This is a genomic window from Chloroflexaceae bacterium, from assembly GCA_025057155.1.
In the GTDB taxonomy this organism is placed as follows: domain Bacteria; phylum Chloroflexota; class Chloroflexia; order Chloroflexales; family Chloroflexaceae; genus JACAEO01.
In genome coordinates this window covers 1-23,275 of record JANWYD010000020.1, presented here as the reverse complement: position 1 = coordinate 23,275, position 23,275 = coordinate 1, and the positions used below count along the sequence as shown (strand labels likewise).

Genomic DNA, 23,275 nt, shown 5'->3' with positions numbered 1-23,275 from the left:
GGAGATCCCGTGTTCTCCGCTTCGCCCTGCCTGCTGGCTTGACGGCTGCTCGCGTGCGGGCTACAATCCTTCGAGTGTCCCGTTGCGAGGGCTGTATGAAAGTACCGTTGAGCTGGCTCAAGGAGTTCGTTGCGGTCGATCTGCCGCCCGAAGAACTCGCCCGTTTGTTGACGTTTAGCGGCCTTGAGGTTGCCGCGGTGCAGTATGTGGGGGTCGAAGGCGCCGAGTTGCCCTGGGACCCCGAGCGGATCGTCACGTGCAATGTTCTCGAGGTCCTGCCGCATCCCAATGCCGATCGGCTGGTGCTCGCCACCGTAGACTACGGCGCGCCCGAGCCGCATACGGTGGTGACCGGCGCGCCCAACCTGTTTCCCTATCGCGGCCAGGGTCGCCTCTCTCACCCGCTGAAGGCGGTCTTCGCCCGTGAGGGCGCCCGGCTCTACGATGGGCACGCTGAGGGCCGGGTGATCACCACCCTCAAGGGTCGCCCCGTGCGCGGGGTGATGAGCGATGCGATGCTCTGCTCCGAAAAGGAACTGGGCATCAGCGAGGATCACGAGGGCGTGCTGATCCTGGAGGATGATGCGCCCGTGGGCGTGCCCGCGCGCGATGTGCTCGGCGAGGTGGTGCTGGAGATCGAGATCACGCCTAACTATGCCCGCGCTCTCTCTATCGTCGGTGTTGCCCGCGAGGTCGCCGCGCTTACCGGTGCGCCGCTAATCCTCCCCGACCCCCAGGTGCTGGCCGAAGGGCCGCCCATCGCCGGCCGCGCCGCCGTAACCATTGAGGACCCTGACCTCTGCCCCCGCTTTACCCTCGGCCTGGCCGAGCAGGTCCGGGTCGGCCCCTCGCCCCGCTGGATGCGGCATCGCCTCCTGCACGCCGGCATGCGCCCGATTAACAATGTGGTGGATATTTCCAACTATGTCATGCTAGAGTGGGGCCAGCCGACCCACGCCTTTGACGCTGACCGCGTAGCCGGCCAGCACCTGATCGTCCGTCTGGCGCGCCCCGGCGAACGGCTCGTGACCCTCGACGGCAAGGACCGTGACCTGACTCCCGGACCTGAGAGCGGCCTGGAGCGGGCGCCGTTGCTGGTCTGTGATGCGACCGGGCCGCTGGCGGTGGCCGGGGTGATGGGCGGCGAGTTCTCCGAGGTGCGCGAAGATACCACCCGCGTGCTGCTGGAGGCGGCGATCTGGGAGCCAGTGCAGATCCGCAAGACCGCCCGGAGCTTGAAGTTGCCCAGCGAGGCTTCGCGACGCTTCGAGCGCGGGGTAGATTACGCCCTCCCGCCCATCGCCCAGCGCCGCTGTCTGGAGTTGATGCGCCGCTATGCCGGCGCCACCATCGCCCAGGGCCTCATTGACGCCTATCCGCGCCCCTGGCGGCCGCTGACGCTCGAACTGACCCCCTCCGAGGTCCGGCGCATCCTGGGCATCACTCTCTCCGCCCCGGCAATCGCCGAGTTGCTTGGACGCCTCGGCTTCGGCTGCACCCTCTGTGAGGGCGACGAGCCGGCGGTGCTCGTGGAGGTGCCCTCGTTCCGCCAGGACGTGACCATTACTGCTGACCTGTGCGAGGAGGTGGCCCGGCTCTACGGCTACGACCGTATCCCTGTCACCCGCCTGGCCGATGCGTTGCCCCCCTCCGACCCGCACCCTGAACTGGCCCTGGAACGGCGTGTGCGCGAGGTGCTGGTCGGCGCGGGATTGACCGAGTTAATCACTCACTCCCTGATTGACATGAACCTGGTGGCGGCGCTGGCCCCGTCGGAGGCGGTCGCCGACCGCTACCTCAAACTGGCCAACCCCAACACGCCCGAACGGACATACATGCGCCGCTCGCTGCTGCCCTCGCTGGCCGCGGCCCTGGAGTTCAACCTCCGTGAACGCGAGCGGGCATTGCTGTTTGAGATCGGGCGCGTCTACCTCAAGTCCGAGCCTCCTGGCGCGAATGGGCGCTGGCTCCCTGATGAACCGCGCCGGCTGGCCATCGCCATGGCCGGTCCCCGCGAACCGGAACGCTGGCAGGGCGCCGACCGCCAACCCTTCGATTTCTTCGATCTTAAGGGAGTGGTCGAAGTCCTGGCCGCGCGCCTCGGCCTTGCCGACCGGCTGCGCTACGTTCCCCTGACTGATGACGAGCGTTTCCATCCCGGTCGCTCCGCGGCGCTGCTGCTGGAGTCTGGCGACGGCCCCGCGCGCCAGGTGGGCGTGCTGGGCGAACTGCACCCGGCTGTCCGTGAACGGCTCGGTCTGAGCGTGCCACGGGCAGTCGCTGCCGAGCTTGACCTCGACGCGCTCTTCGGCGCGGTCCGGCCGCCAACATTCGCACCGCTGTCCCGTTTCCCCGCCACGGTGCAGGATCTCTCGATCGTCGCCCCGGCGGAGGTGCCGGCCGCCCGCGTAGAAGCGCTGATCCGTCGCGGCGCCGGCCCGCTCCTCGAATCCCTGACCCTCTTCGATGTATATACCGGGCCGCAGATCGGGGCCGATCGCCGCAGCCTCACCTATCACCTGACCTTTCGCGCCCCCGACCGCACGCTGACCGATGAAGAACTGGCCCGGGTGCGAAAGAAGATCATTTCAGGGTTGGAGCGGGAGATCGGAGCGACGATCAGGGGGTAGGGGATTGTTTTGGACCTGGATGTTTAGCCTGACCGTTGCTCTATCCGTTTCCATGACCGGTCTGTAGAACTGTCGAGATGTCGAGGTGTGGAGGTGTGAATCGATTTACCGTGCAGGCGCTCCACACCTCTACACCTCCACACCTCCACATCTCCACACCTCCACGGGGCGCCTTACCGCCCCGGCGCGTAGCGCACCACCTGCTCCGCCGTGACACTGAACCCCTCCACCGTGATCACCCGCAGGCGCAGGGTGTAGTCACCCGGCGCCAGGCCGCTGGTGATCCAGACTCCCAGCAGGCCGTCCTCCACCGGAATGGGATTCTGAGCGATGGTCTGCCAGGTGTTCGGGGCGCTGCCGGGGCCGACTTCGAGGCTGAAGGGGCCACGCGCCGTGCCGCTGATGAAGACCTGGGTTCCGGTGACGACACCGCTAACGCCTATCGGCGCCAGCCGCGCGATGATCTCTGCCGGCGCCTGAGGCGGCGGACAGACCTCGGTAGGCGGCTGCGGGGCGTTGCGGGCGGCCCACTCGCGGAACTCCGGCGGGTAGAGGGGGTACTGCACCTCGCGCACCTCGGCAGCGGGAGTGTAAGAGGCGGCCAGACAGGTCCCATTGCCGCCGACGCGCACGGTTTGATAGACCACGTCCACCTCTTTCGGCCCGCTGCCAGCGATGAACAGTTCGGTGGTCGGGCGCGGGCAGCCTGGCCCGGCCCGCCCGCCGGTGTCGGCGCAGATGGGGATCTCTTCGATGCCCGGGGGGCGCGGAAAGGGCGTGGCCGGACGCCCGAGGTGGTAGCGTAGCATCAACTCGCGCCAGATCTGCCCAGCCCCATTGGCCCCGGCCACCTCTTCCATCGGCGAGGCGTCGTTGTTGCCCACCCACGCGCCGATAGTCACCTCGGTAGTGTAGCCGAGCGCCCAGGAGTCGCGAAAATCGTTCGAGGTGCCGGTTTTGGCCGCGGCGATGATATCGGGCAGTTCCATCACGTTGTTGGCCCCGAACATGTAGCGCCGGGCGTGGTTGTCGCTCAGGATGCTGGTGATCAGGTAGGCGATCTGCGCGCTGTTCGGGCCGAACACCGGGCGGCCCTGGTCGGGTTGCCAGCGTTCCAGCACCTCGCCGCGGCTGTTGGTCACCCTGAGCACGGCCACCGGAGCCACGTACCGCCCGCCGTTGCGCAGGGCGTTGTAGGCCGCCGTCAGCTCCAGCAGGCGCACCTCGTTGCTGCCCAGGGCCATCGCCAGCCCGAAGCGCCGGGGGTCGTCGAAGGTGGTGATCCCCAGGCGGCTCATCGTCTCGACGAAAGGCTCCACGCCGACATATTCCAGCGCCTTGACGGCGGGGATGTTCAGCGAATTGGCCAGCGCCATGCGCAGGCGCATCGGCCCGTGAAAGGCGTTGTCGTAGTTGCGCGGCTCGTAAACGATGCCGTCGGCATTAACCCAGCGGCTCGGCGTGTCCCAGATGACGGTGGCCGGCGTCCAGCCCCGTTGCAGCGCAGCCGCGTAGATAAAGGGCTTGAGCGCCGAACCGGGCTGCCGGCGGGCCAGGGCGACGTTGACCTGCCCATCGGGCGCGTTGTAGTCAATGCTGCCGACCATGGCCAGGATCTGCCCGTCGGGGGCGAGCATCACCACGGCGGCATTGGAGGCGTTGCGCGCCCGCAGGGCCTCAATCTGCTCGCGGGCGATGCGCTGGGCCTCGGCCTGCCAGGCCAGATCAATGCTGGTGATCACCCGCAGCCCGGAGCGGTAGAGCACTTCGGGGCCGTAGCGCCGCTCCAGCAAGTCGCGCACATAGAAGACGAAGTGCGGAGCGATCAGGTCGGTGCGCGGGGGCGCGAGGGTGATCGGCTCGGCGTAGATGCGCTCGGCCTCGGCGCGGCTCAGAAAGCCATGCTCGGCCATCAGGTCCAGGGTTACCCGCTGGCGGGCCTTCGCGGCGGCGAAGTCGGTGAAGGGGTTGTAGGTCGTGGGCGCCTGGGGCAGTCCGGCAATCAGCGTGGCCTCGGCGGGAGTCAGTTCCCAGACGTGCTTGGAAAAATACGCCTGCGCCGCCGCCTCGACGCCATAGGCCTGGGCGCCGTAATACACCTGGTTGAGGTAGAGGTTGAGGATCTGGTCCTTGCCAAAGGCGCGACTGACCCGGTAGGCCAGGATGGCTTCGCGGAGCTTGCGCTCGTAGCTCCGTTCATAGCGCTCTTCGGGGTCGAGAAGGATGTTCCGCACCAGTTGCATGGTGATGGTGGAGGCTCCACTGACGATTTCGCCGCTCTGGTAGTTCTGGAGCGCCGCGCGGATGATCCCCCGCAGGTCAACGCCGGGATTCTGGTAGAACCCGGCATCCTCGACGGCGATGGTCGCGTCCTTCAGTATCTGGGGAATCTGTTCGAAGGCCACAGGGGTGCGCCGGCCCGCGTCGGGTCCGACCAGTTCGTAGAGCAGCGTCGTGCCGTCACGGGCGTAAATGCGCGTGGTTTCGAAGCTGCGATACTCGCCGATCTGCGCCGGGTCGGGCAGATCGCGGGCATAACGCTGGTAGAGCCACAGCCCGCCCGCAACGGCGAGCAGCAGGGCCACGAGGGTCAGTTTGACGAAGGCGAGGGCCAGGCGGCCAACAAAGGCCAGGATGGGGTGACGCCGCCGGAAGGTCGAGACCCGCCGCCGGCGCCGGCGACTGAAGCGGGGCAACGGAGGATAGGAGGTCGCGCGGCGAGCGCACATATTACTTATTGCTGTTGAATTGAATACGTGCGTATCATCGCCAGATTTGTCCGGGATGCCACCTGCGGCAATCCCACATCGCCTGAGGTCATCGTCCCTCCACGATCCGCACCTCGGTCCAGTCCTCGGCAATGATCCCCTGTGGCGAGACGGTTGGCGTCAGGCCGCGTACTGTCGGGCGAATGGCCAGAGTGACCAGGGGGTTGTACAGGGGCAGCCAGCCCACCTCGTTGATGGCGATCTGCTCGGCGTCGCGGTACAGACGGAAGCGTTCGGCCTGCTCGCCGCTCCCGCTCATGCGATCGGCCTCTTCGACCAGTTCATCGAAGCGCGGGTTTTGCCAGCGTCCGTTGTTATAGGGCGAGGCGCTGTGGAGTTGGAGTGAGAGGAAGTTCTGGGGATCGGGATAATCGGCGCCCCAGACGCTGAGGTACATCTGCATCGCGTCGGGGGCCCGGGGGTTGACGGTCAGAGCGTCAAGCCGGTCAATCAGGGTTTGCCGTGGCACCGGGTCAAGGTCCACGTCCACCCCCAGGCTCTCGCGCCAGAAGCGCCGGAGTTCCGCGGCCACGCGACCCAGGTCGGCGTCGCCGCTCTCGTAGGTCAGCTTCACCGGCGGCAACTCGGCGCCGCTGACGTAGCCGGCCAGGCCCAGCGCCGCGCGCGCCCCCACGGGGTCAAAGGCCAGGGGCGTGACAGGCTCTTGAGTGCCGGCGAAGCCCACCGGCAAAATGCGCCGGGCCGGCGTGGCCGATCCCTTGAGCGCGTCAGCCACGAGGCGATCTTTGTCCACGGCCTGGGCGAAGGCCTGCCGCACATAGAGGTTGTCGAAGGGCGGCCGGGTGTTGTTAAAGCCGATATAGCGCGCCACCGGGGCGCTGATGGTCCGAAAGCCAGGCTGCCCGCCCGTCTCATCCAGCCGTGTGGCCGGCACGCCGGCCTGTACGCTGCCCATCACGTCTACCTCGCCGGCCTGGTAGGCGCTAAAGGCGGCCTCGGTATCGGGGAAGAAGCGAAACTCCACCCGTTCCACGCCGGGCGGCCCGGCCCAGTAGTACGGGTTGCCTTCCAGAATCAGGCGCTGCCCCGGCTCGTAATCCGCGACGCGAAACGGTCCGGTGCCGAAGGCGCGATCAAGCCAGGCCGGGCCTGCGGCCTCAATCGCCCCCGGAGGCACAAGGTAGTTGATGGCATACGTGAGTTGGGAGAGGAAATAGCCGCGCGGCGAATCAAGGCGGATCTCGAGGGTCCGCTCGTCAAGGGCGCGCACGCCCTCCAGGGCAGTGGCTTTCCCTTCGCGCACCTCGCGCGCGCCGATGATATTCTGCAGAAAGGTAAGCGCGAACTCGCTGCCGGTGGCGGGGGCCAGCGTGCGCGCCAGGGCGTCGGCGAAGTGCTGCGCGACCGCTGGCGCGCCGTCGCCGTACTTCAGGTTGGGTCGCAGGTAGAAGGTGTATACCATCCCGTCTTTGCTGACGGTCCAGCGTTCCGCGCCGTCGCCAATCACTTCCAGGTTGGCATTGAGCCGCACCAGGCCGCCGAAGATCAGGTAGAGAGGGATGTTCTCCTGATTGCCGCTGGGCCGTGCCGGGTCGAGCCGGGTAATGTCGCTGACCCCTTCAAGACTCCAGCGGAGTGTGCCAGCGGGCGCCGGCGGCGCCTCGGCCTGGCGATCAGTGCATGCCGCGAGCAGCGGCCCCAGAATCAGCGCCAGGGCCAGAATCGGCAACCACCTGACCGGTCGCCAGCGCATGCCAGTTGCGCGCGCTTTTGTCCGCGTCCGTGTAGACATTCCCAACCCTGCGTTTCTCCCGTATCAAGGCGCGATTCGAGCACTTCGAAAGGTTGACACGCAAAGGCGCGAAGACGCAAGGCGTCAGTGGTTTAGGTTGAAACTTCGCGCCTCTGCGTCGTTGCGTCACAGCGACGAGCGCCCGGCGAGTACGCCCCGCTCAGGTTGCCAACCGAAACCCGAACATGGTCGCCGCCTCGCGCAGCAGAGCCGTGGCGCGCTCCACATCGCGGCCTTCAGCCGCCGCGGCCAGCGTCTCGCCGATCATGGCATGCAGCACCGCCAGCGCCGCCGGGGTGTTCAGGTCATCGTCCATTGCCGCTGCCAGTTCATCGAAGCCGCGAGTCAGGTCCAGGGCCGTGCTGCTCGCGCCGCGAGCCTGGACGGCGCGCCGGAACTCGTCCACCATCGCGGCGTAGCGTCCCAGTTCGTCGCGGCGGTAGTCGAATTCCTCGCGGTAGTGCTGGCTCAACAGGTACCAGCGCAGTGTATCGGGGTGGTGTTCCCGCAGCGCGTCGCGTACAAAGACGAGGTTGCCCCGCGACTTGCTCATCTTCTCGCCGTTGAGCCAGACCAGGCCGGCATGCATCCAGATCCGCGCGAACGGGCGCTTGCCGGTGACCGGTTCGGTCTGGGCGATCTCGCACGGATGGTGCGGGAAGATCAGATCGGCGCCGCCGCCGTGGATGTCAATCTGCTCGCCCAGATATTTGGTCGCCATCGCGCTGCACTCGATGTGCCAGCCCGGCCGTCCCGGACCCCAGGGGCTGTCCCAGGTGGGGTCGCCGGGCTTGCCGGTCTGCCAGAGCACGAAGTCCAGCGGGTCGCGCTTGCGCGGGTCAAGGGGATCGTTGCCGCGCTGATTGGCGATTGCCAGCATCTCTTCATACCCCATCCGGGCCATTTTGCCGAAATCGGGGTCGGTGCGGATGCTGAAGTACACATTGCCGTCAACTACATAGGCGTGACCCATTTCCACCAGCCGCTCGATCATCGGGAGCATGGCCCCGATCTCTTCGCTGGCCCACGGAAAATAGGTTGGCGGCACAAGATTGAGCCGCTCAAAGTCCTCGCGCAACTGAGCGACCTGGCGTTTTGCCAGGTCCTGCCAGTGCACCCCATCGCGAGCAGCGCGAGCGAACAGCGGGTCATCAACGTCGGTCACATTCTGGCAATAGCGCACGTCGGCGCCCTTCCAGCGCAGGTAGCGCAACAGCACATCGAAGATCAGGAACGTGCGCGCATGGCCGATATGGGTTGTATCATATGGCGTAACGCCGCAGACATACATCGTGACCGGGCGGTCCAGAGGGACGACGAAGGGTTCTTTTTCGCGCGCGAGGGTATTGTAGAGCCGCATACATGCTCCTGGAGCGCGAGCGACCCCGGCGCTCCGGTTCAGACCGCCACCGGGATACGCTGTTCACCTGGGTCTACCCTCATTATACATCGCTGCCCGCAGTATACGGCGTGGTCCATGTCTCGACCGCGGCGGGCGAGGCGCGGAGTGGCTGCCGCACGGCGATGATGGTAATGTCGTCGTGCGGTTCAGCGCCCTGGATGAAGAGCAGCACTGCGCGAATGATGCGCTGGACGATCTCCTGCACCTCCATCTCTGGAGTGAAGGTCCTCACCAGGTTTTCGAGGCGGTCGAAGCCGAACAACTCCCCTTCGGGATTATGCGCCTCAACGATCCCGTCGCTCAGGAAGAGCAACGTATCGCCCGGTTCCAACGCTACGCGCACATCGCGGTACTGCCCGTTCAGCCGGGTGCCGATCGGCAACCCCCCCACGTCAAGCAAGCGGCACTGGCTCTCGCCGTCGCTGCGACACTGGAGCAACAGCGGAGCGATCATCCCCGCGCTGGCCACGGTGACGGAGCTTTCCTCGGGATCGAAGACCGCGATCAGCACGGCCGCGTTCATATGGTTGGCCTGGAGGCGCTGGCGCAGGGCCAGGTGCATGGCCTGCAGCATCTCCGACGGGTTGGCGGCCACGCGCGCCAGAGACTCCAGCGTCGAGCTGGTGAGGGCCATGAGCAGGGCCGCGGCCACCCCTTTGCCCGAGATGTCGCCGATCGCAACCGCCACCCGTCCCTCGCTCAGGTTCAGGTAGGCGTAGAAATCACCGCCGACCTCGCTCGCCGGAAGCGAGCGGCCGTGCACTCGCAGCACATCACCGCCCCAGGGGGGCGCCGACGGGAGCAGGCCCTGCTGGATATCGCGAGCCAGGATCAGACCGTGGCGCAGGCGCTCGTTCTGGAGCTCAATCTCCCGCAGGCTATGTTGAAGCCGCGCCGCCATCTGGTTAAACGCGCTGGCCAGTTGCCCCAGTTCATCGCCTGGCTCAACCTCAATGCGGTGATCCAGGCGCCCGCTGGCCAGTTCCTGCGCCCCCGCGGTCAGCGCGCGGATGGGCACCACCAGGCGCCGCGCCTGGTAGAACGACCAGCTCAGCGCCAGCAGGCCCGCCAGTCCTACCAGCGCCGCGAGCAGGCTGACCCCGCGATAGACCTCCACGAAGAACTCGCTGGAGGGTTGTTCCACGATCACCGACCAGCTCATCGCCGATACCGGCGCGACCGGCGCCCGTGCCCCGACCACCAGCACCCCGGCGCCGCCGAGGTATTCGGCGGCGGTCTGTCCCTCCCGGTAGAGCGCCGATAGATCGGCGGGCGGTTGCCAGGGCCGCAGACTATCGCTCAGTTGCAGGCGCCGGTTTCCATCAACCAGATACACCGTCTTGCCGGTTTCCTGCACTCCCAGGCGCAGCATCTGGCGGATGCGCGCGGCGCTGACCTCGGCGCCAATTGCGCCCAGGATGCCCCCGCCTGCGCCGCGCACGGGGAGCACAACCTGAAACACCGGCTGTCCATCGCTGCCTGAGATAATTGCGGTACGGCCGCCCCGCCCGACTCCCACCGCCGGCTCAAGCAGCGCCGAATCTAGCGGCAAAACCACGGCGCCGATTCTGGTAAGCAACTCATTGCGCCCGATGGCGACGGTGCGCCCTTCGGAGTTCACCACCGTGATCGCCCGCAAGTCGGGAGAATTATTGACCAGGCGCTCTACCGTCGAGCGCAATTCTGCCGCTGGCGCGGTAGGATCGAGTTCCCGCGCCGCGCGTAACAACTGCTGTTCCAGGTCGTAGAGGAAGGTGGCGATGTTGCCGGCAACTTTATCGGCGAGGGCCTGCTGGCTGGCATAGGCGTTGCGCTGCTGCACCTGCAGCAGCATAGCGATCAGGAGCGTGCCCACCAGTATCACCGGCAGGGTTGAACCAATGAGGAACGACCAGCGCAGCCGGTTCGTAATGTTCATGCGCCGCCGGGCCGGGCGGGCACCGTCGGGTGGCGGGGGCTGTGCCGGTTGTCTGTCGTTTCCGTTGCCGTACATCGCGTTCTGCCTGGGAGGGGGCCGGGCCACAAGGAGCGCGTTCCTGCAAAGACGTTGCTGCCCAACCCTCCCGGCTAGGGGGCTGGCGGGCGAATCTCAGGTATGGTGTCCGCGGTCACTGGATCAATCTCCAGCACCTCCGCCGCCATCCAGCCGCGTCGGTCAGCCGGCCCCTCGACGTGATACCATTCCCCTGAGCGACCAAGCAAACGCACCGGCGCGCCGGCCTCCAACACCTCGAGCACCGGGTGTTCCGTACCGGGGCCGGCGCGCAGATTGGCGATGACCGCAACGCGCCCCACGGGCGCTTCGGGGGTGGCCGGGGCCGGTGACGCCGTCGGAGTGCGTGCCGGGAGGGTAGGGGTGACCGGCGTCACACTTGGCAGGCGCGCCAGGGTTGGCGCTGGCGTAGGACGTGGAGGCAGCACCGCCGCGGCTTCGCCGCAAGCCCCCACCAGAAGCGGCAAGAGTGTCACGACCACGCTGACGGCGCGCATGCGCACTCTGCCTGCGATGCTGCGTAGGGCCCCCTTCAGTCGTGCCTGCAACCCTGTTCTCGATAAACAAACCGGGGTGCCTGCTTGCTACAGACACCCCAGAATTCTGGTCGGGGCGAGTGGATTTGAACCACCGACCTCCGCGACCCGAACGCGGCGCTCTACCAGGCTGAGCCACGCCCCGATTGCTGGTGCGCCTGCTCTGGCGGATGGTGCCGAAGGTGGGACTCGAACCCACACGAGGTTGCCCCCAGCGGTTTTTGAGACCGCCGCGTCTGCCATTCCGCCACTTCGGCGCGACAATCTCGATTATAGCAGGTCGCTACGGGCGAGTCAAATTGCGCGTCGCCTGGCAGCGAACGTTGCGCCAGCCCTGCGCCTGTAGCGGCGTGGTGATATGATGAATTCAAGGTTCGGCGCCCCGATCTACAGGTTTGACGAACCTGGCAAGGTCCGGGCTTCAAAACCCTCCCACGGGCGAGGGCGTGGGGAGACCCGGGTTTCCCCATGGTATCATCAAGAACATCAGAATGTACTGTCGCTCCTCTCAGATCATGGCCCTGCTCGTCGCCGTGCTGCTCGCCGGGTGCGCCTGGCTGCCTGGAACGTCGGCGCCGGCCCCCTCGCCCGCTGCGGAGTCCGTTGGCGCCCCCTCGCCGTCAGCGGGCGCGACGAGCCTGGCCCCATCCCCGACTGCAACCGTTCGCCCCACTCTGACCGCCAGCCCGACCCCCGTGCCGCCCACGCCCACGGTCGCACCTCTCGACCCTACGCCGACCCTGGCGCCCGTTCCGGCCGAGTTGCGCCGCGAGATCTTCGAGCAGGTCTGGACCACGGTGCGCGACACCTATGTGTATGCAGACTACCGTGGGGTAGACTGGGAGCAGGCCCGGGTCGAGTTTGCGCCCCGGGTTGCCGCGGCTGATGATCCCGAGACGTTCTACGCCGTGATGCGAGAATTGATTGCCCTGCTCGATGATGAACACTCCCGCTTCGAGTCGCCTCAGGAGGTGGCCGCGCAGGAGGCCGAGTACCGGGGCGAGTACCGCTACGGTGGCATCGGCGCGCAGATCCGCCAGGTCGAAGAGGGCGGATTGATCACCGCGCTGGCGCCCGACGGTCCCGCGGCGCGAGCGGGCCTCCGCCCGCGTGACATTATCCTGGCCGTCAACGGTATTCCCTTCACCGACACTGCCGCCTTCGGTCCCGACGGGCCGATCGGCGCCGTGCGCGGCGCGCCGGGCACCCGTGTGCGCCTGACGGTGCGCACTGGCCAGGAAGCGCCCCGCGAGGTCGAGGTGCAGCGCGAGGTGATCAATGCCGATGCCTTCAACCAGCCGCACGTGACCATGCTTCCAGGTCGGGCTGTCGGCTATGTAGAGATCCCCAGTTTTTATGTAGAAGCCGTTGATGAGAAGGTGCGCGCCGGGGTCGAGCAGCTCCTGGCAACCGGTCCGCTCGATGGGTTGATCCTCGACGTGCGTGCCAACTCGGGCGGCTACGTCCATCTGATGCTTCAGACAGCGGCCCTGTTTCAGAACGGGGGCAGCATCGGCAGCACCCAGGGCCGGACCATCAACGAGGAACAGAAGGTGCCTGAAGGGAGGACCATTGCCGGGATCGAAAACGTGCCCATCGTGGTTCTCATCGGCCCCGACACCGCCAGCGCCGCCGAGATGTTCGCTGGCGGCTTGCAGGCCCTGGGGCGCGCCAGGGTGGTTGGCATGCCCAGCGCTGGCAATACGGAGAATCTCTACAGCTACAGTTACGCTGATGGCTCGCGCCTGATGCTTGCCACGGTCGCCTATCGCTTGCCCGATGGCGCTCTGATCGAAGGTCGGGGCATTCTTCCCGACCTGCTGGTTGATGTCGAGTGGTGGCGCTTTCCCATCGAGAGCGACCCGCAGGTCAATACAGCTATTAACCTCATCGCCGAGAGCCGCGCGAGAGATGGCGTCTCTCGCGGCCCTCAGCGCCACAGCAGCAGCAACCCCAGGGGAACCAGCACCAGCACGGCGGCGAACGCGGCAGTGGCCCGGTGATTGTGCATAATCACCTGTTGCAGGCGCAACAACGAACGTTCGAGCGGATGGTAGAAAAAGGCTAGCGCCAGCAGGGAGAAGAAGGAAACGCACACCATCTCGATCAGCACGATGGCGAACGCGGCAGGTCCGGCCACGATCAGCGCGGCTACCAGCGTATCCACAAAGGTGGTAATGTTGGCGCCCATGATGTATGGCACCGTGCGCTCGCGCCGCACAACCCCGCGCGCGGCCAGTGGCACCAGCGCCGACACCGAGACCGAGACCGATAGCGTCACACTGGTAATGCCGGCCCCCAGAAGAAACATGGCCAGAGGGCTGCTCGAGAGCCGTTCGACCCGCCCCAGGGCGCGACTCTCGTGATGGATCGTCGGCAGGGCGCGATCAAGCAGGGTAAACGCCCCCATGAGCATAAACACGCCCGTGCCGATCAGTCCCAGGGGCGAAATGTGGTCGAGCATCACCCCGGCGATAGGGTCAATAATCGGGTCGAGCACTGACATCAGCGGGGCCGTGGCCCCGATCGCCGGCACGGTGATGTACTCGCCTGCCACAAGCATGTAGGCCAGCGCCATGGCTGGCAGATAGATCACGGCCGTGGTGAGCAGGGAGAGCACTCCCACCGCCACACCCTCGGTGCTGTGCCGTCCGCGCGCGGCGTAGATTAACCCGGTCACCAGCACCACCAGCGACGCGCCCAGCCGCGAGCCGGTGATCATCATCAGCGTTTGCAGCGCGTCCAGCGACCCGGCGGCGAAGAGCGAGACGGCCAGCGCCGCTACCGGCGAGCCGCTCAGAAAGAGGTAGGCCAGCAACCAGCCCATTCCCAGCGCCCCGGCCGACGACTCGACCCGAAACAGGCCCGATGCCAGCGAACCGTAGGCCCCGGCGCCGCGTTTCAACGACTCGAGCGCCAGAATAAACAGAAACAGCCCGGCGCCGAACAGCGCAGCGCGCGTCAGCATTGTCGCCAGGCGCCGCTGAACCATCGGAGACTCCGCGTCGCTCGGCTCATGGACCGGAGAGGGTTCGGCTTCCAGCATCGTCGCACCCTTTCGTGACTTCCTTGTCAGCGCGTTCCAGGCTTGTGCCAGGTTGGGTCAACTCATTATACTTTTCTCCATGGGCGATGAGAAGTCGAAAACCGTGCCTCTTAGTGATGTGTAAACTAAGTTTTTTGCTAGACCCGCCCCCTCCCCAGCCCTCCTCCAGCGGAGGAGGGCGTCCGGCTCCTCCTGTCACCGGGGGCAGGTTGGGAGGAGGCGTGGGCGCGGTGAAACCCGCTTTACAATAGAGGCAAACGCGATGAACATCTACACCGGGATCGGGCGCCTGATCCAGATCAACGTGAATCCGTGCGGCGGGGTGCCCAAGTTGCCCGTTCCGTCAGCCAGGGTCAGCCGTCTGGGGATCGTTGGTGATGCGCAGCGCGATCGCGAGAACCATGGCGGCCCTGGTCGCGCCGTATCGCTCTACGCTCTGGAGCGCATCGAGGCCCTGCGCGCCGAAGGCCACCCCATTACGCCGGGCAGCACCGGCGAGAACCTGACCATCGCCGGACTCGACTGGGAGCGCCTCCGCCCGGGTCATCGGCTGCGGATCGGCGAGTGGGTCGAATTGGAACTGACGGACTATGTCGTACCATGTAGCACCATCGCAAAATCATTTCTTGGGGGTCGCGTGGCGCGCATTTCGCAGCGGCTGCACCCCGGCTGGAGTCGTCTCTATGCCAGGGTGATCAGCGAAGGTGACATTGCCACTGGCGATTTCGTGGAACATGTGTGGTGAACCTAGCCGGGAAGGAACAGCCATGGGCGCGCTCCCCGAGATTCAACTACGCCTGCGTCCAGGGATCATCGAGTTAGGGTGGGGGCATCTCGACCCCGACCTGTTGCCTGTAGACATCATCACGGAGGCGGCCAGCCGCGCCCTGAGCGACCACGGCGCGGAGGCGCTGGCCTATGGTGCAGAGCAGGGGCCAGGGCGCCTGATTAACCAGGTGCAGGCGCGACTGGAGCGTCTGGAAGGCGTCGCCCCGCCTGCGGAACAGGTAATGATTACGGGAGGCGTTTCCCAGGCCCTGACAATGCTCTGCACCCTGCTGAGCCGTCCGGGCGACGTCGTACTCGTCGAAGCGCCGACGTACCATCTGGCGCTGCGGATCTTCCAGGACCACGGGCTGCGCCTGGTGTCCGTTCCGGGCGACGCGCGGGGCATGCACGTGGAGACTGCCGGGGCGCTGGTGCAGATGCTGCGCGCCCACGGCGAACAGGTAGCTTTCCTCTACCTGACGCCCAGCTTCAGCAACCCCACGGGCGCCATCCTCGCGCCCGAGCGCCGCCAGGCCCTGGCCGATCTGGCTGCGCGCGAGGGTCTCACAGTGATTGAGGACGATGCCTACGGAGAACTCTGGTATGAGACCCCGCCCCCGCCCCCGCTGTACCATCTGGCGCCCGGTGGCCCGATCATCCGCCTGGGAACGTTTTCAAAGCTGCTGGCGCCCGGCCTGCGCCTCGGCTGGATGCTCGCCGCCCCCGACCTGGTGCGCCGCTGCTGTCGTTCGGGCATGCTCGACAGCGGCGGCGGATTGAACCACTTCACGGCCACCATCCTCGCCACGCTGCTGGAACAGGGCCAGCTCGATCCCCACGTGGCCCGTCTCCGCGACGTGTTGCGCGTCCGGCGCGATGCGCTGCTGGCGGCTCTGGCTCTGCATCTGCCAACCGGCTGCACCTGGTTCCCCGTACTCGGCGGCTACTTCGTCTGGGTGCGCCTGCCGCCACCCCTCGATACCCTGGCGATGCTCCCCTTCGCTGAAACAGCAGGGGTGGCCTACCTGCCCGGCAGACCCTTCTTTGCCGACAGCGGCGGGCACAACTATTTGCGCCTGTCCTTCAGCCTGCTCGCGACCGCCGACCTTCAGGAAGGCGCGCGGCGTCTGGGCGCCGTGGCGCGCCGCGCCTTGAAGGCCGTGGTATAATTTCTATGCAAGGCGCGTGACATGCCGCCGCTGGGGCGATCCCCCAGAGGAACTTCCCGACTCCTCGTCCACCACTGCGTGGAAGGCTGCCCCGCGAAACAGCAAGCGGGGGCGCGCGCGGGGCGACCTGCGCGCGACGCAAGACGGCAACAGCAAGCATTCCCGCCGATGGCCCCTATGGGCTCAGGCAAGGGCTGAAACGGTTGGTGTAAGAGACCAACGGCGTCGGCAGCAATGCCGGCGGCCAGGCGACTGCGCCGGCTGAGGAGGAGCAAGGTGCGTGGGGCGGGCCTATTGGTGGAAGTCGCAGCGCGACGTCTGGACCACCGCGCTCGCTCGCATCGCAGCCGCGCGGGCAACCCGGGTAACGCCCGGCGCGCTACAAGCGGCCTCCGCAAGGCGGAGAGAGAGATGGCGGCACACGACAGAATCGGGGGTACCGTCACGCGCCTCACTGCTTGACTATCCTGCAACCGCTCGTTCCCGCTTCGGCGACGCCTCGGCGTCGCCGATTTTCGTGTGTGGCCCTTCCACGCCATGGGAGGCCACTGGCGCTATCGGCAGTTCAACCGTAAAGGTAGAACCCTCTCCGGGGGCGCTCTCGACGCTGATCGTGCCGCCCATCAATTCAACCAGCCGGCGGCTGATCGCCAGACCCAGACCGGCGCCCTTCACCCGCCGGGCCGCCGTTTCGACCCGGCGGAACTCCTGGAAAATGACCTCAAGATGCTCGGGGGCGATGCCGATCCCTGTATCAGTAACGCTCAGGCGCACCCGGTCGTTCACCTGGCAGGCGCGCACAGTGATCCGCCCCTCTTCGGTAAACTTGATCGCGTTGCTGAGCAGATTGGTCACAATTTGCTCCAGACGCATCTTGTTCCCCTGCGCCAGAGGAAGATCCGGGGCGATCTCCAGGTCAAAGGCCAGCCCGCGCTCGCGGATCTGCGGTTGGAGTTGCCCGATGACATTAGCGACGATATGCCGCACGTTCACCGGTTGCAGCTCAACGTGCAGATGACCGGCCTCGGCGCGGGTGAAGTCTAGAATGTCATTGATCATTCGCAGCAGCGTGGTGCTGCTCAGGTGCATGTACTGGAGCGGCTCAATGTAGCGCTCGTCAAGCGGGCCGTAGATCCCGCGCCGAAACATCTCGATGTAGCCGATGATCGAGGTTAAAGGATTGCGCAGTTCGTGGCTGACGCTGGCGAGAAAGGAGGTCTTCAGGCGGTCAGCCTGCCGCACCTCGTCGTACAGCCGCGCGCGCACCACGGCATCGGTGATCAACTCGCCGATCGTCTCTGCCACCCGAGGCAGGGCCGTGCTGCCAGGCTGCGGCGTGACGGTTCCGAGGGCCAGCATGCCCAGGGGCGCCCCCCGGTGAAAGAGCGGCACCAGCAAGAGCCGCCCGATCCCCTCGTTGGCAACGGCGCGTCCCAGCGTGGTCGCCGAGGTCGCCGGGTCGCTCAGGTCGAGGATGTGGCTTTCGCCGGAGCGAAGCAGGGCAATTAACGCCTCGGCCTCCGCGCCCCTGACGGACTGGCCCTCGTAACCACGGTCCGTTCCCTCGGCGGCAACATCGGCCACAACGTCAAGCCGGGCGCCGTCGGGGGTGAGCAATCCAACCGTCACGCGATCCCAGACCCCGGCGGCGGCGATAGTGGCCGCGGCGGCGCGCACCAGTCCTTCGGCATCGGGCGCAGTATTGGTGACGCGCGCCACCCGGTTGATTAAGCTCAGTTCGGCCAGATGCTGCGCCCGGCTCTGCTCGGCTTGCATCCGTTCGCTCACGTCGCGCAACAGCAGCAGCGCTCCGGCCACGGCGCCGTTGGCCGCCTTCAGCGGACGGACGCGCACCTCGATCGTGTATCTGGCCTGGTCGGTGTAACTTGCCAGATGCGTGGACGGTTGCCCCAGGTTGCCCAGAATGGGCTGCAGGGCCATGCCCAGGGGTCGCTCCGCCAGCAGGTCCGCGAGCGGTCGTCCCAGCGCCACCCGCTCGTCCGTATCGAGCAAGCGCGCCGCCGCGCCATTCATCTCCGCCACGCGCTGATCATTGTCAAGCACGATGATCCCGTCGGGTAGCGCTGCCAGGGCCTCGCGCGCCACCAGCGGCTCCAGATCCACCACCCGCGAGCGGAGGATGGCGTAAAGAGCGATCAGTCCGCTAAACAAGAGCAGGATGGGCGTGGGATCGTCCGGGCCGATGGGTCGCGCGCCAGCCAGATAGGCTATGTTCCCCGCAGTTGGGATGAGCGAGGCCAGCAGCACAAGCCAGGCCAGGCGCCGCTCCGGCGCCGGCCTGCGCGCGGCCGCGTGCGCCAGGAACGCTGTGCTCACGATGAAACAGCAGTACGCATAGCCCGTATGCACCCAGAACGCCGGCCCCCAGGCTAGTCGCAGCCACATGAATCCGCGGCTCGTGTCCGGCGCCACCTCCGTCCACCAGAGCCGGTGCAGACTGTTGCTCATTGCCAGCACGAAGAAGACCGCGGCAGGCACGAAGATCGCGGTGAGCACCGGCAAGTGGCGTCGCCAGCGTTGCCCGGTGTACGACAGGGCCAGCAGCAGCCACGCCGGCATGATCGGCGCGATCCCGCCGACCTGCATCAGGGCCCAGAATACCGTCCCCTCGAAGCGAGGGTCGGCAATCGCCAATGCACGCGCACTGCACCAGTAGGCCAGCGCGCCCATCAGCAGCGTCAGGGGACGGCTGCTCCGGTAGTATCGCCGGCGCCAGGCGATTGCCGCGAGGAGACTTGCAGCGATCGCCAGGGCAAGGTACAGCAAGACAAACGGCGCTTCAGGCATGGGTCATACCTCTGGCGTTGCCCACTCCTGGTCGGCGATGTGGATGGGAAGCGGCGGGGGCAAAGTCTGGTGATCTGACTATACCAACGTGGGCAAAGCCGGTTTTTCCTGATAGACTCGGACGTCTCCACCTGGATCGTTCCCGATCCGCTGGCAGCCGAACGCCCGACGCAACCGCCTTTCCTGGCGGCGACGCCCTTGCCCGCCCCTCCTGCTCCCATTGAGCCCGGTCTCTGCGAGGATATTGTAGCCAGTCCGCTCTGGTTTTCGGTTTATAATCTATTCATCGTAGCATCGAATCTTCTGTTTTTCGTTGAGAGGGTTCGTGGTTCTCATGCATCCCCGCCTGCTGAGGAACGGTCCGTAGCGCAACCCTCCGGATTGACCGAATCTGGAGAACCAGCGCGCCCCCTCCGCTGGCCGGATGGCCTGGCGCACGCGACGAAACGCAGCGATGAGCATGATCCTGGCCGCCGTGACGGTGGCCGTACTGCTGATAGCCGGTTACGCCCGCGAATGGGCGCGCCTGCGCGCCCGTCCCCGTCTCGCGCCGCCCGACCCGCTGCCCGCCGATGCGCCGCTGGTCTCGCTGCTCATCCCCGCCCGCAACGAGGAACGCAGCATCGGGCGCTGCGTGGCCGGCGCTCTTGCCCAGCGCTATCCCCGCTTCGAGGTGCTGGTGCTGGACGATGCCTCTACCGATGGAACGGCGGCGGTGCTGGCGGGGTTCGCCCACGACCCCCGTCTGCGCGTGCTCCATGGCCAGGCCCTGCCCCGGGGCTGGGTGGGCAAGAGCTTCGCCTGCCAGCAGTTGAGCGCACAGGCGCGGGGCGAGTGGCTGTTGTTTCTCGACGCTGACACTGCGCCGCAGCCTGATCTGGCAGCCGCGCTGCTGACGCACGCCCGACGTCGTGACCTCGACCTGGTAACGATCTGGCCCTTTCTGGAGCTGGGAACCTTCTGGGAGCGGGTGATGCTGCCGCCCTTCCTGGCCTTCATTACCACGATTTACCCGCTTGAGCGCTTCGAGCGCCCCGGCACGCGACCCGAGGAGGTGCTGGCGAACGGGCAGTGCATCTTCGTGCGCTGCGCGGCCTATGCGGCCATCGGCGGTCATGCGGCGGTGCGCAACCAGGTGCTGGAAGATGTGCACCTGGCTCAGGCCATCCGCGCGGCGGGCTTCCGCATCGGTGGCGCCGAGGGTCCGGAGTATCTCCATACTCGGATGTATCACAACGGGCGCGAAGTCGCTGAGGGTCTCGCCAAGCACGCCGCCGCGGGAACGCGCAACAGCGGGGCGCGTTCGTGGCGGGCGGCCGTGTGGCACCTCATGCTGGCCTGGGGGCCGCTGGCGCTGATGGGGGGCGGGGCGGCGCTGTGGGCGAGCGGGGCGGGCGGTGGCGCAGCGTCCGTGATGGTTGCTGGCATAGCTGCCTGGGTCGTGGAGATGTGGTTCTTTGGCGCCCTGTACCGGCGGCGCTATCACCTCAGCCCGCTCTACGCCCTGCTCTGGCCGATAGGGTTGCTGGCCTACCTGCTGGTGGCTATACGCGGGATGTGGCGTGTACGCAGCGGGCGGGGCGTTAGCTGGAAGGGCCGCACCTACGCCGGATAATGCCAGTTCCTGTTACACGCTACACGTGCGCCTTGTCGCCAGGCGCCATGGAGCCGCTGCATCCGGCCATCCAAAATCCAAAATCCAAAATAATAGGAGGAGGGTGGAGGAGAACCAGCCCCTCCGACACCCTCCCGTTCTTCTCATTGAGGCACACACATACAAACTGTATGAGCAAGCGAAATGGCCAGCAGGCCCTCACTCCTCTCCTTCTTCTTTCGCGCGCTCGCGGCGGATCAACTCCGGTTCGACTGGCACTTCTTCGACCGGCCCCTCGGCCACGGCGGCGCGCACCGGCGTGAGCGAAATCAGCACCTCGTCGCCATCGGTCAGGATCTTGTATGCCGGCGAGGGCGGGATGTCACGCACATGGATGGTCTTATCAAGCGCGTCGAGGCCGCTGACGTCCACGTCAATGTGCTGAGGCACGTTGGCGGGGAGAGCTTCAATCATCACCGTATGGAGCGCGTGGTTGATCAGCGCATCGCCGCGGGCCACCAGCGGCGACGTGCCGATGGCCACTACCGGCACTTCCACGTGGATGGCCTTATGCAGGTCCACGACCTTAAAATCAATATGAATAATATCGCGCGTTACGGGGTGCCGCTGCACCGCCTGCACGAAGGCGGCCTTCGTGGTGGCGCCCATGTGCAATTCGATCAGAGCCGTCTTGCCGGCCTTGCGGTAGACCGTCTGGAAAGCGCGCCCGTTGACCTGCACTGAAGCGGGTTCGATACCTTTACCGTAAACCGTCGCCGGGATCAGCCCCTGGGTGCGCAGGTGCTTGACTTTTTTGCCCAGCACCTCACGGGGCTGGACATCAAGGGTGAACTGGGTAGCCATGCTGTTCCTCATCTCGTGGGGCCGGCTGGCCCGCACAATACTCCCACAGCGGTAGAACGAAAGCCGGCGCGCGCCGGCCCAGAGCGGCAGTTTAGCACAGGCTGGCGTTCTTTTCAAGGAACGAAAACAACACGGGTGCGACGAAGAGTTCTGCATGTGCCGCGGCCCACCGGCCCGCCGGGCTATAGCGTTGCCGCTGGCGGGAGTTGCGGGGGCCGCAGGTCCCCGAAGATCTTCCCTTCTGGTGAGGCGCGGCTTCGCTGCGCCGCACCAGGAAGGGGCAAGTTCGGAGGGGTGCAACCCCTCCGAACCTCCTCCTGGCGGAAGCCGCGGGCTACCGATGCGAAGCCCGCCTGCGCGGGCTATACCGGATTTAATTTTTAATCGTCATCAGCCGCCGGGCGAAGGGGAGCGAGCATGCAAGACTTTTCGTCACACCCAAGGCAAACAGGGCTTAAGCAAAGTCAGCAGGAGGGAGCGGGGCTAGCCGCCCGAGCCAGATGGCGGTCGAACAGAAAGACGAACTCACGCGGAAAGGCAGCCAGGTTTTTCACGCCACTGCCTGCCACGAGACTGACCACGACGTTGTTCAGCGCCGCGTTAGTCTGTGGTCCTCGCCCCCGTTGTAGCTGGAAGGCGTCCTCGCGTAAGGTCACGTCGCAGCGATGATGCAGCCCGTTCTCGATGCCCCACTCCGCCCGTGCAATCCGCAGCAGCCTGTCTGGCCCCGCCACCCGTCGCGGCAGGCTTGTGACGCCGTAGCGCACCTCACCGTGCTCGCCCTTCGCGTCCCACCAGCGCCGCTCCAGCTTGAACGCCTGCGCCAGATACGACCACGGTGTGTAGCCCGCGAGCAGCGAACTCACCGTGATGATGCGCTCCTCGATCCGCACGTGACCACGCTCCACCTGCCGCACCGTCTCGAGATCCGTCGGCGTCAAGCTCCAGCCCTGCTCGACCTTGGGTTCCTCAACTAGCTGGCTGATGTCCCACAGCAGCCTGGGCTGGTTCTTGTCCACAAACTACACGTAGTTGCCGTTGGCCTCCACAATGCTGCGACAGGTCGCGCGCCGGGCGTGCAGCGCGTCGCCCACCACCACCCCGGCGAGCGGCAGGCGGGCGAGCAGCGTGGGCGCAACCACAATCTCGTTCTCCTTGCGCTCAACCGGGGCCTGGGCCAGCACCATGCCCTGCTCGGGAAGAAAGGCTGCCAGCAGATGGACGTCGCGGGTGTGGCCTGCCAGTATCGTACCGCGCAGGGTCTTGCCGTCGAGTGCCAGCACGATGCTGCCACGCTCGGGTAGCTCTGCAGCGTGCTGCTGGGCGAGGAAGAAGCTGGTGAGGCAGGCGGTGCTCGAAGGCGTCAAGGTCAATGGCGTGGGCGAAGATACGGCTCCAGGTGGACTCGTGGGGCATGGTGGGGCGCGACAGGCCAAAGAGCGCGGTCAACTCAGGGGCGCGCACCTGAGCCCAATGGCTGAGTTCTTCGAGTCGCGAGGAGCCGGCGAGTTTGGCGAGCAGCGCGATGAGCAGCAGCGGCACGAGCGGGTAGCGGACACCACGGAGCTTGCGTTGGTCAACGAGCGGAGCGAGATGCCTGGCGAGTGCGGTCAGGGTAAAGGCGAACCGAAGCTCTTTGGGCACGTCGAACTCGAAGGGCAGGGTGGTATCATGCACGGTGAATACCTTGTTTGTCAGATGGGTGAGTGGCGCCTCCATCCTTACAGACCGGGTGTTAGCTTGTGCCTACGCTCGCTGCTTTGCTCAAGCCCTGATCACCTCAATGACATGACATGATTGACATGATCGTAATCTCCTTGTAATCTTCAAACCCTTGTGTCGCCAGAGGCGCCTGGAGTAGAACTAGGCCGCGGCAAAAGCCGGCTGCGCGCCGCCTTCCTGGCTCCGGCGCGCGGCGCCCCGTGTGCTGACAATCTGGTTTAC

16 protein-coding genes and 2 tRNA genes are annotated in these 23,275 nt (G+C 66.2%); 6 read left to right on the top strand and 12 right to left on the bottom strand.

Translation table 11 applies throughout. The annotated features are described in order from the left end of the window. Positions 1-95 precede the first annotated feature (95 nt). Positions 96-2,630, top strand: a complete 2,535-nt coding sequence (gene pheT, locus NZU74_16605; GenBank protein MCS6882953.1) for a phenylalanine--tRNA ligase subunit beta — start codon at positions 96-98, stop codon at positions 2,628-2,630. A gap of 173 nt (positions 2,631-2,803) precedes the next feature. On the opposite strand, the gene NZU74_16600 is transcribed toward pheT, so the two are convergent. The 7 genes from NZU74_16600 to NZU74_16570 form a co-directional block, all read right to left on the bottom strand. Continuing rightward, complete coding sequence (locus tag NZU74_16600; protein ID MCS6882952.1) at positions 2,804-5,359, bottom strand: PBP1A family penicillin-binding protein; 2,556 nt, start codon at positions 5,357-5,359, stop codon at positions 2,804-2,806. An 88-nt stretch (positions 5,360-5,447) separates the two neighbouring features. Next, the gene (locus tag NZU74_16595) at positions 5,448-7,112 is read right to left on the bottom strand and encodes a peptide ABC transporter substrate-binding protein (GenBank protein ID MCS6882951.1); all 1,665 of its coding nucleotides are present in this window, start codon (positions 7,110-7,112) and stop codon (positions 5,448-5,450) included. Between the two features lie 199 nt (positions 7,113-7,311). Then, a complete protein-coding gene (cysS, locus tag NZU74_16590) occupies positions 7,312-8,511 on the bottom strand; it encodes a cysteine--tRNA ligase (GenBank protein MCS6882950.1) in 1,200 nt (399 codons plus the stop codon). An 82-nt stretch (positions 8,512-8,593) separates the two neighbouring features. Beyond that, positions 8,594-10,471 (bottom strand): SpoIIE family protein phosphatase, encoded by a 1,878-nt coding sequence (locus NZU74_16585; protein MCS6882949.1) that lies wholly within the window; start codon positions 10,469-10,471, stop codon positions 8,594-8,596. 149 nt (positions 10,472-10,620) lie between these two features. Further along, complete coding sequence (locus NZU74_16580; protein ID MCS6882948.1) at positions 10,621-11,043, bottom strand: SH3 domain-containing protein; 423 nt, start codon at positions 11,041-11,043, stop codon at positions 10,621-10,623. Between the two features lie 107 nt (positions 11,044-11,150). Further along, positions 11,151-11,227, bottom strand: a tRNA-Pro gene (locus NZU74_16575). 26 nt (positions 11,228-11,253) lie between these two features. Continuing rightward, positions 11,254-11,339: transfer RNA gene (locus NZU74_16570), tRNA-Leu, on the bottom strand. A gap of 234 nt (positions 11,340-11,573) precedes the next feature. On the opposite strand from NZU74_16570, the gene NZU74_16565 reads away from it, so the two are divergent. Then, complete coding sequence (locus NZU74_16565; GenBank protein ID MCS6882947.1) at positions 11,574-13,085, top strand: S41 family peptidase; 1,512 nt, start codon at positions 11,574-11,576, stop codon at positions 13,083-13,085. On the opposite strand, the gene NZU74_16560 is transcribed toward NZU74_16565, so the two are convergent. Next, a complete protein-coding gene (locus NZU74_16560) occupies positions 13,013-14,074 on the bottom strand; it encodes a hypothetical protein (GenBank protein MCS6882946.1) in 1,062 nt (353 codons plus the stop codon). The genes NZU74_16565 and NZU74_16560 overlap by 73 nt on opposite strands. A gap of 316 nt (positions 14,075-14,390) precedes the next feature. On the opposite strand from NZU74_16560, the gene NZU74_16555 reads away from it, so the two are divergent. Next, positions 14,391-14,873, top strand: a complete 483-nt coding sequence (locus NZU74_16555; protein MCS6882945.1) for an MOSC domain-containing protein — start codon at positions 14,391-14,393, stop codon at positions 14,871-14,873. 22 nt (positions 14,874-14,895) lie between these two features. After that, complete coding sequence (locus tag NZU74_16550; protein ID MCS6882944.1) at positions 14,896-16,065, top strand: PLP-dependent aminotransferase family protein; 1,170 nt, start codon at positions 14,896-14,898, stop codon at positions 16,063-16,065. Positions 16,066-16,527: 462 nt separating this feature from the next. Here NZU74_16550 and NZU74_16545 read toward each other — a convergent pair whose 3' ends face one another. After that, a complete protein-coding gene (locus tag NZU74_16545; protein MCS6882943.1) occupies positions 16,528-18,873 on the bottom strand; it encodes an ATP-binding protein in 2,346 nt (781 codons plus the stop codon). Between the two features lie 454 nt (positions 18,874-19,327). Between NZU74_16545 and NZU74_16540 the strand changes: the two genes are divergently transcribed. Next, positions 19,328-20,488 carry a glycosyltransferase gene (locus NZU74_16540; protein MCS6882942.1) on the top strand — a complete coding sequence of 387 codons (1,161 nt, stop codon included), beginning with the start codon at positions 19,328-19,330 and terminating at the stop codon, positions 20,486-20,488. Between the two features lie 198 nt (positions 20,489-20,686). Here NZU74_16540 and NZU74_16535 read toward each other — a convergent pair whose 3' ends face one another. From NZU74_16535 to NZU74_16525, 3 genes are all read right to left on the bottom strand, one after another. Continuing rightward, on the bottom strand, positions 20,687-21,331 hold the full coding sequence (locus NZU74_16535) for a 50S ribosomal protein L25 (protein MCS6882941.1): 645 nt from the start codon (positions 21,329-21,331) through the stop codon (positions 20,687-20,689). 464 nt (positions 21,332-21,795) lie between these two features. Then, positions 21,796-22,350, bottom strand: a complete 555-nt coding sequence (locus NZU74_16530) for a hypothetical protein (protein MCS6882940.1) — start codon at positions 22,348-22,350, stop codon at positions 21,796-21,798. A gap of 3 nt (positions 22,351-22,353) precedes the next feature. After that, positions 22,354-22,614, bottom strand: a complete 261-nt coding sequence (locus tag NZU74_16525) for a hypothetical protein (GenBank protein ID MCS6882939.1) — start codon at positions 22,612-22,614, stop codon at positions 22,354-22,356. Positions 22,615-22,669: 55 nt separating this feature from the next. Here NZU74_16525 and NZU74_16520 point away from each other — a divergent pair, with 55 nt between their 5' ends. Continuing rightward, positions 22,670-23,128: a hypothetical protein gene (locus NZU74_16520; protein ID MCS6882938.1), complete on the top strand. Its 459-nt coding sequence runs from the start codon at positions 22,670-22,672 to the stop codon at positions 23,126-23,128. Positions 23,129-23,275 lie beyond the last annotated feature (147 nt).

Excerpts from the sequence above, each read along its gene's own strand:
- NZU74_16595 (MCS6882951.1), bottom strand. The coding sequence starts at position 7,112 with ATGCGCTGGCGACCGGTCAGGTGGTTGCCGATTCTGGCCCTGGCGCTG.
- pheT (MCS6882953.1), top strand. The coding sequence starts at position 96 with ATGAAAGTACCGTTGAGCTGGCTCAAGGAGTTCGTTGCGGTCGATCTG.
- NZU74_16550 (MCS6882944.1), top strand. The coding sequence starts at position 14,896 with ATGGGCGCGCTCCCCGAGATTCAACTACGCCTGCGTCCAGGGATCATC.
- NZU74_16535 (MCS6882941.1), bottom strand. The coding sequence starts at position 21,331 with ATGGCTACCCAGTTCACCCTTGATGTCCAGCCCCGTGAGGTGCTGGGC.
- NZU74_16555 (MCS6882945.1), top strand. The coding sequence starts at position 14,391 with ATGAACATCTACACCGGGATCGGGCGCCTGATCCAGATCAACGTGAAT.
- NZU74_16565 (MCS6882947.1), top strand. The coding sequence starts at position 11,574 with ATGTACTGTCGCTCCTCTCAGATCATGGCCCTGCTCGTCGCCGTGCTG.
- NZU74_16585 (MCS6882949.1), bottom strand. The coding sequence starts at position 10,471 with ATGAACATTACGAACCGGCTGCGCTGGTCGTTCCTCATTGGTTCAACC.
- NZU74_16540 (MCS6882942.1), top strand. The coding sequence starts at position 19,328 with ATGAGCATGATCCTGGCCGCCGTGACGGTGGCCGTACTGCTGATAGCC.
- NZU74_16560 (MCS6882946.1), bottom strand. The coding sequence starts at position 14,074 with ATGGTTCAGCGGCGCCTGGCGACAATGCTGACGCGCGCTGCGCTGTTC.
- NZU74_16600 (MCS6882952.1), bottom strand. The coding sequence starts at position 5,359 with ATGTGCGCTCGCCGCGCGACCTCCTATCCTCCGTTGCCCCGCTTCAGT.
- NZU74_16580 (MCS6882948.1), bottom strand. The coding sequence starts at position 11,043 with ATGCGCGCCGTCAGCGTGGTCGTGACACTCTTGCCGCTTCTGGTGGGG.
- NZU74_16545 (MCS6882943.1), bottom strand. The coding sequence starts at position 18,873 with ATGCCTGAAGCGCCGTTTGTCTTGCTGTACCTTGCCCTGGCGATCGCT.
- cysS (MCS6882950.1), bottom strand. The coding sequence starts at position 8,511 with ATGCGGCTCTACAATACCCTCGCGCGCGAAAAAGAACCCTTCGTCGTC.